Source organism: Acetobacter lovaniensis (genome assembly GCF_014207635.1).
Taxonomy (GTDB): domain Bacteria; phylum Pseudomonadota; class Alphaproteobacteria; order Acetobacterales; family Acetobacteraceae; genus Acetobacter; species Acetobacter lovaniensis.
In genome coordinates this window covers 1-13248 of the sequence record NZ_JACHIE010000004.1, presented here as the reverse complement: position 1 = coordinate 13248, position 13248 = coordinate 1, and the positions used below count along the sequence as shown (strand labels likewise).

The 13248-nt window shown below is 55.0% G+C and carries 9 protein-coding genes and 1 pseudogene; 6 read left to right on the top strand and 4 right to left on the bottom strand.

The annotated features are described in order from the left end of the window. The first annotated feature begins 2 nt into the window (after positions 1 to 2). The gene (locus HNR55_RS05965; RefSeq protein ID WP_166116961.1) at positions 3 to 581 is read left to right on the top strand and encodes a recombinase family protein; all 579 of its coding nucleotides are present in this window, start codon (positions 3 to 5) and stop codon (positions 579 to 581) included. A gap of 679 nt (positions 582 to 1260) precedes the next feature. Here HNR55_RS05965 and HNR55_RS05960 read toward each other — a convergent pair. Beyond that, positions 1261 to 1563: a helix-turn-helix transcriptional regulator gene (locus tag HNR55_RS05960; RefSeq protein WP_166116963.1), complete on the bottom strand. Its 303-nt coding sequence runs from the start codon at positions 1561 to 1563 to the stop codon at positions 1261 to 1263. 247 nt (positions 1564 to 1810) lie between these two features. Here HNR55_RS05960 and HNR55_RS05955 point away from each other — a divergent pair, with 247 nt between their 5' ends. From HNR55_RS05955 to HNR55_RS05945, 3 genes and pseudogenes are all read left to right on the top strand, one after another. Then, complete coding sequence (locus HNR55_RS05955; protein ID WP_194300290.1) at positions 1811 to 2371, top strand: recombinase family protein; 561 nt, start codon at positions 1811 to 1813, stop codon at positions 2369 to 2371. 200 nt (positions 2372 to 2571) lie between these two features. After that, a pseudogene (locus HNR55_RS05950) lies at positions 2572 to 2739 on the top strand (integrase core domain-containing protein); the annotation flags it as partial. Positions 2740 to 3034: 295 nt separating this feature from the next. After that, entirely contained in the window at positions 3035 to 3928 is an 894-nt protein-coding gene (locus HNR55_RS05945) for a dihydrodipicolinate synthase family protein (protein WP_166116965.1), read from the top strand. Between the two features lie 312 nt (positions 3929 to 4240). On the opposite strand, the gene pbpC is transcribed toward HNR55_RS05945, so the two are convergent. Both pbpC and HNR55_RS05935 read right to left on the bottom strand, forming a co-directional pair. Then, positions 4241 to 6259, bottom strand: coding sequence for a penicillin-binding protein 1C (gene pbpC, locus HNR55_RS05940; RefSeq protein ID WP_166116967.1), 2019 nt, complete (start codon positions 6257 to 6259; stop codon positions 4241 to 4243). Continuing rightward, on the bottom strand, positions 6256 to 11331 hold the full coding sequence (locus HNR55_RS05935) for an alpha-2-macroglobulin family protein (protein WP_166116969.1): 5076 nt from the start codon (positions 11329 to 11331) through the stop codon (positions 6256 to 6258). The genes pbpC and HNR55_RS05935 overlap by 4 nt, the downstream gene beginning before the upstream one ends. Positions 11332 to 11582: 251 nt before the next feature. On the opposite strand from HNR55_RS05935, the gene HNR55_RS05930 reads away from it, so the two are divergent. Next, entirely contained in the window at positions 11583 to 11804 is a 222-nt protein-coding gene (locus HNR55_RS05930) for a hypothetical protein (RefSeq protein WP_166116971.1), read from the top strand. A gap of 411 nt (positions 11805 to 12215) precedes the next feature. Here the strand turns inward: HNR55_RS05930 and HNR55_RS05925 are convergent, their stop codons facing one another. Further along, positions 12216 to 12602: an outer membrane protein assembly factor BamE gene (locus HNR55_RS05925; RefSeq protein ID WP_184382597.1), complete on the bottom strand. Its 387-nt coding sequence runs from the start codon at positions 12600 to 12602 to the stop codon at positions 12216 to 12218. Positions 12603 to 12845: 243 nt separating this feature from the next. Between HNR55_RS05925 and HNR55_RS17255 the strand changes: the two genes are divergently transcribed. Beyond that, entirely contained in the window at positions 12846 to 13130 is a 285-nt protein-coding gene (locus HNR55_RS17255; protein WP_198911937.1) for a type II toxin-antitoxin system RelE/ParE family toxin, read from the top strand. Positions 13131 to 13248 lie beyond the last annotated feature (118 nt).

Sequence of the window (13248 nt, the reverse complement as noted above, 5' to 3'; positions counted from 1 at the left end):
AGATGCTTTATGGATATGCGCGTGTTTCCACCTCGAGAAAGGATGAGGAAGGGGTTTTTGTTCAGACAACATCTTCTCAAATTGAAGCATTGATAAATTCTGGAGTAAATTTATCGAATATTTTTGAAGATAGGGTATCTGGGAAAGAAAAAAATCGTCCAGGTTTGAACGCAATGCTTGAAAAAGTTCAATCTGGAGACGTAATTATAGTTTGGAAGCTTGATAGACTAGGGAGATCGGTACGAAATCTTTTAGAATTGGCAGAAATTCTTAAATCAAAAAGTGTGACAATCCGCTCTATAAGTGATGGCATAGATACTGGTGGTGCCTTGGGTGGTTTTTTGATGACCATTCTGGGTGCCGTGGCGGAATTGGAACGTGAAACGATAGTGGAACGTGTAAAATCAGGTCTACAGGCAGCTAGAAACCGTGGAATTCAAGTTGGTCGTAAACGGGCATTGTCTCCTCAAGCCTGTAAAGATATCCGAAATTCTATTAAATATGGGGAAAGAGTGTCTGATATTGCCAGGCGTTATAACGTTAGTAGGGCAACTGTGTATCGCTCTATTGAGAGAGCTTAGAGTTTCACTTTGTTTCCGCATGAAAAGAAGAAGGAAAAGAAACATCATAAAGAGGAACTTAATTTTTTTTCAGGCTGAAAATATTTTCTTTCCATTAACCTTCTGATAACCATTCACGGCTAGGCTTCGAAGTGTCGCAAAAACTAGTGTTTCCGGACGCCCTGAAAGTTTTTGTGCAGCCTATTTTCCTTTGTCACGATCAGGCTGCCAGCCAGAAATGTGCAATTTTATGGAAACGAGGTCACGTTTCGTCCACGGCAGAAAAAGGGTCAGAGAATTCTTGCTGTGATGGTGGTGGATGAATGGTGCCGTCAGCGTTGCCCCTGACGGCATAATCAGACCCTTTAAGGAGTTAACGCGCTTATAGGGCTGTCGTTCATTATTGCGGGGGTTTAAGCTCAGAATTCATTCTTTGAGATAGAATAAAAGTCTGCCGCGATGTGGATTATGGACATGCATGTATGAGCGCGGCGGTCATATCTGGTGACAATACGCCGCCAGTCTTTCAGTGTTGCGAACATGTTTTTGATCAGATGGTGTTTTTTATACACATGCCAGTCGTAAGAGGGTTTTGATTTCCGGCCTTCTTTGGCGGAATACAGAGCGAGGTATTCCTCTTTACAAGAGGCTGCCTGATTTTGTTACTGTCATAACTACGGTTCGGTCGCGTAGATGGTATTTACTCTTCTGGGGTGAATAGTGTTGCCAGTTCCATGCCTGGTGGGAAAATGGTTGTGAATGACTTTTCGCAATCCAGGCGCAGACCAGGACCAAGGCCACCTTCAGCATCCAGAAAAACAATCCCGAGCGAGCAGAGAGTCTCGCGGATCGCCTTCAGGGTACGAGGGTGTGGCGATCGTGTTCCCGTTTCAAAATCAGCCAGTGTTCTGGAGCCAACCTCGGCTTTTTGAGCAAGCTCCTTTTGGGAGAGTCCAAGCATGGCGCGCGCGGCTCTGCATTGTGAAGCCAGCAGAATGGACATTTCGGTCATCCTTGTCGGTTGCGGGACGTGTTTGCGTCTGCACTTCCATGTTGCGCTAAAATTGCAGTTCCCATGTTGGTTGTCAAATGAACTTGGGCATCTGACACCGAAAAATTGTTCGTAGATATACATAAATAAGGCAATATGGAACCAAATATGTTTGCAATTGCGTTTTGGCGCGATAAGGAGGTGTTCTAGAGAGTGACATTCTGCGTCGATCAGATGTCAGATGGGATGCTGAGGGGTAATGGGCGTGGCGCGGTATGGATATGCGAGGGTCTCAACGGAGGATCAGGTTAATGAGCCTCAGATTCTTGCGTTACAGCGTGAGGGTATAGAAACGATTATTACTGAGGTCGTGTCAGGAGCCGTGCCCGCGCGTGCTCGGCTTGAGTTGTCCACCTTACTGGGGCGTCTGGGGCAGGGAGATAGTCTTGTTGTCGCCCGTCTTGATAGATTGGGGCGTGATACGATGGACGTATTGGCCCTTCTGCGTGAGCTGGATGCGCAAGGTATCCGTGTGCGCATTCTCAACGTCGGAGCGGAAACCGGGACGGCCAATGGAAGAATGTTTTTGACGATCCTGATGGCTATAGCGGAATTTGAACGTGAACTGATCAGGGAAAGGACACGTGCTGGGCTGGACGCGGTAAGAGCTGCCGGGAGAAAACTGGGACGTCCCTGTTCTCTGTCAAAACTTCAGAAAATACATGTGCGGCGCCTGCTTGATGAAGGGATGTCTCTGCGGGCAGTCGCTCTTTTGTTCAAGGTCAGCAAGTCAACGATCCATCGTGTTATCAGTGCGTAATGGGTTGATTTATGCGCCGAAGGACATGCCGAGCGAACACTGTTCGCCGGATTGTTTCGTGAAGTGGGTAAAACATGGCTTACATTTTTATGAGTCACGTAATGGCTGAGCCAATCAGGCTTCCATGCGGATAGTAAGTCGATACGGAGGAGACCATCATTTGGTATAATGGTTCGCTGATCTGGCAGGAGTAATGCCCGGTGCTGTGGCATTACATCGCGCCGGGTAAGCTATACCAGAACGGGTTCGTCGAGAGTTTCAACGGCAGATTCCATGACGAATGCTTCAATGAGCATCTGTTCCGCAATCTCTGTCACGTCCGTTCAGTCATCGACGCATGGTGGGCTGACCACAACGCCATCAGGCCCTAACTCAAAACTGAGGGCACGTTCGGGGCAGGGTCACTGCCCCCAATGCCTCCATGTTCGCCTGAGTTTCCCTTCCACTTACACTGGCCCATCCCGTTAGTCTGGAATTCTCAAAACAGCTTCTGACTCACGCCAAAATAGCCGTTGCCGCAGGCGTCAGATATGGTGCAAATGGTCAAGGCGTCCGGATTGCTCTGGTGGAAAACGAACAACGCATCCGGCAGGCAGCCCGCAACGTCAAGCGCTACCTGAAGTCAATGGGCGTCAATGTTCCATCCGGTAACAAGGTCTAACAATGTCGATCTTTCACGGTCTGTCCGCTTTCCCCATTACGCCCGCCAACGAACATGGTGTGGTGGATATGGAGGGTGTCATGCGCCTGACATCACATCTATCCAGCAACGGTGTGGACTCCATTGGCCTGTTAGGCAGCACCGGAACCTATGCTTATCTGAGTCGCACCGAGCGGTGCCGCGCCATTCGCGCAGCCGTCAAAACGGTCGGAGGGAAAACGCCGCTGATCGTGGGGATCGGCACGCTGCGCACCGACGATGCCCAGAGCCTTGCACGCGATGCCGCGGCCGAAGGTGCCGACGGTCTGCTGATGGCGCCTGTATCCTACACGCCACTGACGCAGGAAGAAGCCTATCAGCATTACAAGGCTGTAGCCGAGGTTACGTCTCTGCCGCTCTGCATCTACAACAATCCCAGTACAACCCATTTCAGTTTCAGTCGTGAACTGCTTGAACGGCTGGCGGACGTTCCCAACATCGCTGCTGTCAAAATGCCCGCTCCGGCAGAAGGCACGATCGCGCAGGAACTGGCCGCACTACGATCCAGCCCGATTGGAAAACTCGCTATAGGCTACAGTGGAGACTGGATTGCGGCGGAAGCCCTGCTTGCCGGAAGTGATGGCTGGTTTAGCGTTCTGGGCGGTTTCCTGCCAAAGCTGGCCAAAGCGATGGTGACAGCCGCACAGGAGGGCGATGCCTGTACCGTAAACCAGTATCAGCAGATGCTGGAGCCGATGTGGACACTTTTTCGGAAATTTGGAAGCCTGCGTGTTGCTTATGCTGCCATCAATCTTCTGGAATTGTCGTCCGCCCAGCCTCCCCGTCCAATTTTGCCTTTACCATTGCAAGACCGGAAGAGAACCATGGATGCTCTGAAAGCATGCACCGCATCTTAAGATAAATAGCGACGTCTGCTTGCGAATTTCATCAATCGAAAGCCGACATTCCATTTGCTCCCTAAGCGGCCTGTCTGCTCAATGATAAGAGAGCAGACAGGCTGCGTTCGCCTACATCTCGGTCATACGCTGGGCCGTTCGAGTTTCCCGCAGGCGGACGGTCGGCAATAGTTTTCGTTATTCGCGTCCGCAAATCAGACCGCTCTGAAACCTGCGACATTGTAGTGAGCGATGTTAGCCCACATCAGGCGGATTGGCTGAAAAATGGAAAACTGGTTATAAAATGAATTGAAAGTGCAAGAGGATTTCATTTTACCGCACACGAATATCAATAGTCGCATGGGCGTTTTGCGCGTCCGCAAGAGTGATGTGAGCAAAGCCGGGTGCATCGGGCGTCCAGGACGGTTGCGCACCGGGCGGCACCTCCAGCGGAATGCCATTGATATACCAATGATAGGGCGGATGGCCACCAGAGCCTTCCAACCCGACGGGAAGCATCGTGCCCCCGGAAGAGCGGCTTTCAATTTCGGAATGATTGCGCGGAAAGATGATCTGCGGTGCCTGCTGTTGTTGCAGGGTACGCAGAGCAGGTGACAGGACTGCAACAGCACGATGAAGTTGAGCACTGGCTGGCGGGGCTGATGTATGCAGGGGTGAAGAAAGCAGAGAGAGAAGAACTGCCAGCACTGGTCCTGCCGTATCCCGTCCTGTCAGCCCGGGAGAGGCAGTGCCATCCGGGCGTCCGGCCCAGACACCGACTGTTGCCTGTGGGGTGGAGGCCATCGCCCATCCGTCACGATTGCCGTAGGATGTGCCTGTCTTGAAGGCAATTCCCTCCCATGATGGGACGCCAGCTGGTGGAGCGGTGCCGCGCAGGATTGTACGAATATCGGCATTTGCTCTGCTGGACAGCAGGACTGTCTCGGATGCAGGGCCTGCCGATTTCAGGTCTGTTGGTTCACGGCGTAGGGGGGCGACGTGACCATTATGGTCGAGTGCCGCATACAGCATTGTCAGGTCATGGAGTGAGATGCCTGCTCCCCCGAGAACGATCGCAAGGCTCGGTGCGCTTTGTGTGCCATCCGGGTTTTCTGGCAGTCGCAACCGCACACCGCAGGCGGAGAGGCGGTCCATGAACCGGGAGGGGCCAACCCGCTCCAGCGCCTGAATGGCAGGCACATTGAGTGAAAGCTGAAGGGCTTCACTCACGGTGGTTTCACCCCGGAAAGCATGGTCAAAATCCCTGGGGGCATAGCCGCTAATGGCAAGTCGGCTATCGCGCACACGTGTGTGGGGTGTCATCCAGCCTTTTTCGAACGCCATGCCATAGACAAACGGCTTGAGTGCGGAGCCGGGGGAGCGGGGCGCCAAAACAGCATCTATTGCATTGCCCGGAGCCTTATGCTCGGCTCCTCCGACCCATGCAACGATCTGCCGTTCATGGTCGACAATCAGTGCAGCAAAGGTTCCACGCAGCGGGGCAGGGTGGCTGGCAAGCACCTGCCGTGCGTTGCGCTGGAGCCTTGCATCAAGCGTTGTCACCACCACGCCGTTGCGCCCTGCGCTAAGAAAATGACCAGCGAGTTCAGGGGCGTCATGCGGTACGCCGCGTGTGTCTGGTGTTGGCCATGCAACAGGCTGTAATGAAGTGGCGCGTTGTAGTGTGCGGTGTGCAGCGTTCAGCAGGGCGTCAGGGTGGCGGTCCGGGCGGAGTGCGGCGGGCCGCCGGGGTAAAGTCACAAGAAACGCGGCCTCGGTGGGTGTCAGATGGCTGGGCTCATGTCCGAAATAGAGCAGGGATGCCGCACGGATGCCTTCGATATTCGTGCCTTCAGGAGCCAGCGTGAGGTAAAGGTTCAATACACCCCGACGCCCGAAACGCCATTCAAGCTGAAGGGCGCGCAGGATATCGCGCAGCTTGCCGCCCCATGTATGACGGTGCGGAGTAAGGAGGCGGCTTGTCTGCATGGCCAGCGTGGAACCACCCGAGACAATATGACCACGCCGGGCCAGTTGCCAGATGGCACGCGCAAGGGCTTGCGGGTCAACGCCCGGGTGGCTTTCAAAACGGTGGTCTTCCGTTACCATCAGAAGTTTTATGTAGGTCGGGTCAACATCCTGGCTTTCAACCGGCATACGCCAGAAGCCATCGCGGCTTGTATGGCCGTCAAGCAGTGTATGGTCGCGGGCTTGAACAAGAAGGGCGGCTTGCCCGGCCCGATGCAGGTCTGGCGGATTAAAATGGTCGGCCACCAGCAGACCAGCCGGAATGAGGCTGGTGAGCAGCAGGCCGAGTGTACAGTTTCTGACGAGGCGGCGGGAAGCCCTCAATGTGCGGTGATCTCGACAGTCCCTGATGCCGTGCGCGCCATCAGGCTCGGAAGACTCCGTGCGCTGACCATCGCTTCAGGCAGAGTGAAGTGGCCCGGCGTAATGGCGCGGACGATGTAGGCGACATGGAAACTCCGCGCTGCAAGGTCTGGAGACTGCGTTGTGAAGCTTACCGAAGCGTTGAACCGATCATCCAGCGCGGCCGCATGTTCGGTGCTACTGAGTGTGCCCAGAAAAGCGTAAGGGGGCTTTGTGCTGTCGTTTTCAGTGTTGTCCCCGTCATGGTCGTCGTTGTCCCTGTCATGGTCGTCAGGTGCGGCATCCCCAGGAGACACAATGCTCTCGATTTCCCATCCGGCAGGAAGCAGGCTGGTGATGCCCACCAGATAATGACCGGGATGGAGGGCCGTGCCTTTGAGACTGACGATAAACCGGTCATTCTGTTGCATGTGTGTCAGGTCAAATGGCTGGCCAGTCAGGGTAAAGCCCTGCATGGCCAGTGTCAGTCCGTTGGTGAGAGGTTTGACATTCCCGGCTGGCTCACCCTGCACGGTCAGGGTGCTGAACAGCATCTTCCTGCCGGTATTTTCAACCTGAAGACCTTTTCCGAGTGCAGCGGACTCAAACGGATAGGCAAGCGGCAGGCGCAGCGGTGTGGCGTTAGGGCGCCCCTGCACACGCACACTCCGTCCCTCAGTATCCTTGTTCAGAGCGCTGGCGGCTTCGAGCAGGGCCGTTCTGGTTGCGGTTGTCAGCGTATCAGGCGATAGAATCAGCTTGCCAAACCGCTCGATGAGCAGGTGGGTGCGCCGGTCGTCATGCGCTTCGGCGGTCAGGGCAGCAAGCCCGGCCAGATCGCGCACGTAGGTCCAGTATCTGTAATCCCACAGATCCGGCTTTCCGATGCGGGGCGGCCCGAGTGCCGCGATGGCTGCGTCCAGCAGTGCTTCTGGCGATGTCGCGCTGTTGTCCTTCGGTGCATCATCCATTGCGAGTGCGACAGCGAGATGCCCAAGGGCCAGAGGATTGGCCTGTGCATTGGAGCCAGCCGTGTCAGCCCAGACATAGCTGACACGGGTACCATCCTGCCGCGCGACGAGCGAGGCCGCGAGCGTATGGATTGCATCAGGGTGGAGGCGACCAGCACGGGCCAGCACGTACGCCGCGTAAGCGCGAGTATTCAGCTGTTCTGCCTGCCTTTCACTATCATCATCATCGACGCCTTGAGACTGGAGCTGCTCGCTTTCAATATGGTCGAGCAGCAGGCCGAGCCGGTCCTCCGGCACGGTGTAGCCAGCGGCTTTTGCCCGGATCAGGAAATCGGCAAGATAGTCCAGATCATCAGGGAGGCTGAGGCCATCTGAGCGGTCCCACTGGCCAATCTCACCTGACGGGTTCTGGCGATCAAAAAGCGTATTGATGGCTGACTGGATGGATTTACCCGGAGTGTCGCTGTGGTCGTGAGTCTCGGAGGAGGCCGGGTTGCCTTGTTGCAGCAGCGCACGAGCCTGAGCCGCCAGTGTATCAGAATCCCCCCAGACGCTGGATTGCAGGGATTCTTGCAACCCGACCGTATCAAGACCGTCCGATGCGGAGATGTTGAGGGTTATCCGCGCGTCTGCCGGGTTGAAGCCCGCCAGTTCCGTGCGGTCCCATGTCTTGTGGCCACCGGGTGGGAGCGGTGCAGTCCGGCTGACGGTCAGCGGAACATGCGCCAGCCGGATGCCGATGGGCCAGCTTCGCGTCAGCAGCGCTTTTGATGAGCCGGATCGACGTAATGTAAGATGGACATGCGCAATGGCGGTACGGTCCGGCAGGGTGGGGGTGGCAGCCAGCGCAACACGCAGGTCAGCGCGCTCACCGGGTTTGACAGGGGCGCTGAGTGTGCCGGAGCCAAGAACACGGAGCGGCCCATCCGTGGTGATCTGGATCTCGTAAGGAGCTGATGGCGCATCAACATTGATGATGGAGACCTGTGCCTGTGCCGTATCCCCTGGGGCGAGGAATCGTGGCAATCCCAGGTCGGGAAAAACCGGGTCTCGTGTAGTGATGTCTGCCTGTGCGTTGCCAACGGCATCTTTGCTCCAGGCTGAGGCCATCAGGTGAAGCTGGCCGTCAAAATCCGGCACATCGAACGAGAGCGTGCCGTGCCCGGTGCTGTCGAGTGCGACCGGACCATCGAACAGTGCGACGCTTTCCGTTGTCCGCACGGGCGGGCCGTCCGCGCCGCTGCCGTTTGACGCTGCATCCCCCCCAGAGCGGATCTGGCCATTTTTCGCATCACTGAGCAGAAGGGACCCGTAGTTGTCCAGCATGTCCAGTCCAAGACGGGGGCGACCGTAAAGGGCATCAAACAGGTTGAGCGGCGTGAAATGCGTGAGGTTGAGAATACCCTGATCGACCGCGGACACCGCGACCTGCACCTGCCCTACCGGGAGACCCTGACTGGCCTGCACTGTCACGGGAATGGTGACGCGACGGCGCGGCGTGACCGTGCCGGGCACATCCAGCGCTACGTTCAGCCGATGTGTGTCCTGATTGACACCAATCCATGTGACACCAACCGCCCGCACGGGGTCATGCGGGCGCAGGCCGGAGGGGCTGTTGAGGGGGCGATAGAGTGTGACCAGTGCATAGGCGCCGGAATGCCAGTCCGGTGTGGCGGTTACGGGCACGTCCAGCCCTTCTTTCGGAACATCCACAAAGCGTGTGTTCAGCACACGGTCTGTTGCAAGCGTTATCTGGGCCTGCCCGGCAAAACCGCCACCAATGTGGATGACCGTACTACCGCCTGACATGATATGGGTATCGCGCACGCTGAGCGGCAGATGGTCCGGTGTGCTGGCATCACCGCTACCACCCCAGCCGACCTGAAAGCGGAGTGAACTGCCTGTTACGCCGCCACTTTCGCTCGGGACGGCACTCAGGCGATATTCACCCCAGTCCAGTGTTGGGGTAATCCGTGCTGTGCCTTTGGCATCTGTTACAAGATCGCCCGAGCGCATGGGCACGTCCACGGTGTGGCTGCTGAAGGTCCAGCCGTTGTCGGACGTGTGGGACCAGTTATAGATATGGTTGACGCGTGACAGGGTCCAGTGAATTTTGCCGATGGCAACCGGACTGTTGTCAGGTGCGAAACCTGCAAGATCGATGGGGATAACAGCACTGCCCATGCTGGCGGAGGCATCGGTCGCGACATGGAGGCCGATCAGCGGTGCGGTGCGGCGGACGGGAATTGTAAAGTGCTCTCCCACGCGCCGCCCCATGGGGTCAAGAAAACCGGCACGCACATCAAGGGCGAGCGGCCGGGTAAGGTCCTGAGGAATATCCGGGGTGAAGGTCAGTTGCGTATGGCCTTCTTGATCGGTTGGATCCGCGCTGATGTCGCCGCTGTCTGATGGTGGCTCTTCGTTCTCAAACCCGAAAGCCCAGCCTGTGTGGTCAGGGATTGGATCGGTCGCGGGAACAAGTTTGTAGGAACTGTCACTTTTAAGGTTTGCACCGGGCGCGCCGTAGAGAAAACGTACCGAGGCATCAATCACAACGGTCTGTTCGGCGATTGCGGAGGAAGGTGGCTTGAAGCTGGCTTCGATACTGGGTGGTACGAAATCCTGAACGCTGAAACGGGCCGAACCGATGGCAGGCAGGGAAGGATCGAGCAGAATATCGGCACGCCACAGGCCCGTGGGAGCGCTGGCGCTCAGGGGCAGGGTGGTAGCGTAGCCGCCCTCTGCCGCACCTGTAAGCGGAATGCGCCGTTCTTCCATCATATCGGGACGGTACAGAACAAGAACCGGGTGCGCGTCTGGAATAGCCTGTCCTACCCGGTCACGTAGAAGAGTGAGGAGATGCACGCTCTCACCGGGACGATAGATCCCGCGGTCAGGCTGCACGAGTGCGCGACTGTTTCCCTGAAAAGGGCTGACTGCTCCTTCAAGATGCTGTTCTGAAAAATCGAACCATTGCCGGTCAAGATGCAGAAAGCCGAAATCCTCTCCCTTGCTGGCCAGCAGGACCGAGGAGCGGTCTGCCATGGTACCACGGAGCAGGGGGGCATCAAAATGCCCGAGGCCACTCGCATCCGTTGTGACTGTTGCCAGAGTGCCGCCATCACGGGCGCGCAGTGTCAGCGTGACATCAGGAGTAGGCTGCCCGCTCATCAGGGAACGGGCACTGACTGTCAGCCCGTCTTCACCCCGCAGCATGGTCAGGCCAAGGTCGCTCAGATTAACCCAGTGGGCAGCAATAGGCCTGCTTTGCAGAAGATCGGAGTTGGTGTTCCCACGTTTCAGTGCGGTTTCCACGGGGCTTTTTTCGGGCGGCGTAGCGGCGTCTTCAACCGTCACCAGATAAAGTCCGTTCTGTCCTGCGCCAATTGTTTCTGCCAGCGGGAAGCCAGTTGTCACAGATTGGTCTGGAGCATGATCGATAGCCATGGTGCCATGCCAGATTTCACGCATGGTCGTGTCCAGCAGGTTCTGGAACGTATAAAAGTCAAAACTGGTCTGGTTCAGATCAGGAAGTGTGTTGTCGATATGATCTGTGCCGGGAAATTGCTGATATGCAGCGACCCGAAAGACGTGGAGACGAACCGTGGAGACGTTAACAGTTTCAATAGCGAGGGCAGGCGTGTGCCCGGTCGTGCGTCCGGGTAGGATAAAGCCATCTCCTGTCAGCCCAACGCGCGCATCACGACGCCCAAAACGGGCGCTGAGCGTGAGGGGGGCGGCGAGATACTCGCCATCGGCTGAAGTAAAATCCGGGTCGACCTTCATTGTGTAACTTTGCCCGAAGGCAAGCTTGCCAAGGCAGAATGTGTCATTCTCAACACGCGGCGTGAAGGCGCTTTCTGGTGAGAGATGGACCGAATGGGCCAGCGTTGCTGTTTCCCGTGCGTTCAGGTTCTGATTGAAATGCAGGCAGATTTCAGGGTGTTCACCTGTTGCATCGAGAGAGGTGCGCTGGAACGCGAAAGGCGCGGACTCAGCGGAGGCCGCCCGACTGCATGGCGCGAGGTACAGAGCCGGAAGGGCAACAAGGCTCAGGGAAGAAAGCAGAAGGCGTGGCGACAATGTCTTGAACCCTGAACAGTTTATGCTGAATTACGCGATGTAAACAGTCCCAGAATGAGTGGGGACCGGGTTTCACAAACTACGCGGCCAAGAGGATTTGGTCTATAGCAACGTAAAAATGTTATTCGGTCTCGGCGGGCGTGACGTTGAACGGTATTGGTTGCCGGAAAATCGTTATTCACTCTTCGCATTGCTATGACAAAACATTCAGGAGCATGGGTAGGGTAATCCCCCCATAAAAAGAGTAGATTTTGAATGAGAATTTTCTCAGCGTATGGAATGATGAGATTCTGATGAAGAGTGATCGCTTTACTGACGCACCGATCACCTGCCTGACGGCCTCAGCCTTTGCGGGAAAAGCGCAGGCCTGCGGCACGGAGTGTTACTGCGACAGTCTCGGTGTCCGGCGTGAGTTGAAGGACCATCTCAATCGTTCGTTCCGTCAGCTTTTCACGACCGAGGCGGTGGACTGAAGTAGACAGCCCGGCACCGACCTAAAGAGGATTATCCGCGCTTATCTTGCCGTTCCGACAGCAATCACCTTTAACGCGCCTTTGTAAAAGTCACACACTCCACACCGGCTCCAGTCGGTCACTAAAACCACCCAAGGTTGCCCAGTCGTTCTACAACCATATGCTCCGTATGGATTAGCCCCACCCGCTGGGTGCCGTCCAGAGGGGCATATGACGTATCAATTGTAAAATCTGCCGACCCTGTAGAGCAGTCCGGCCGGCCGGATTACGAGCATGCCCAATGGAGTATCAATCACTCAGTCGAACAGACCGAAACTTTCCGAGCTATCAACCTCGTATGCCGGATAGTCTTATATTTTTGAAAGTGGGATCCAGCCTGATGTCGTCAGGCTAGATTTTTTATTCCTGCGATTAACCGCTGATGCCTCCGTGCGATGTCACTGCGGAATTCGACAAGGAATGGTGCCAGACCGTATTCCCATTGAAAATTATGGAAAGCTGCTTCTCAGATCCGTGGGAACCAGATGAGAATATGCCGTAGTAAGGGATAAAGTTTGTGCCGTCCTCCTTGGATTTGGTGAAAGCGTATTTCCAAACTTCATGCCCACTATCAGTGAAGCTGGTATCCATCGGATCACCAAATTGAGCACGAACCTGATCTTTGGTTGTGACGCCGTCCTGAATTTTCTGGTCGATAGTCGTCCCAGTTTCGTTCTTGATGGATTCATTCCCGCTTGAAGCACAGGCAGACAGGGCCAGAATAGCCGTCAAGCATCCAGCCACGGTAACATTTTTCATAAGCAAACCTTCAATGCATAATTTCTAATTTAAGATTCCGCGAACAGAGCCGCAGTAATTGTATAGCACATATCTGGACTTTCTGTGAATAATAAGCCTAAGTTTAGCAATATTTTTCAGTCGTTAAGCGCTGAATTGGATATTTCCGTATAAATAATTTCTAAATTTATCTTATAGAAATTCTCTATTTGTGAGGTGTAAGAAACATGTAGCTGCCTTGCCCAGAGGCTTCACCACAAATGAATGATGCCAAAACGGATCAAGACCTTCGTAAACAAACCGCTCAAGGCTCTACGGGAAATAGGGAGGTCGAAGATCGATACCCGGTTTCATAGTCGGATCCTGCGTCGGCTGGATGTTCTTGATGCGTCTACAAGCGCGGATGACATGAACCTATCTGGGTTCGATTTTCATGCCCTGAAATATATATCAACCCGTTATGCAGTTCATGTAAACGGTCCTTGGTGTATTACCTTCGAATTCAGAGATGACGATGCTTACGTTCTTGACTTTGAACAGTACTACTAGGAGATAATTATGGCTCTCATTGTTAGCACTACAGTTGCATTTTATGTTGAGTTCTGAATCTATGGGTAACCATGATTCAGGATATGATGAGTGGCGGCGCATCTGTTAAAGAGACGCT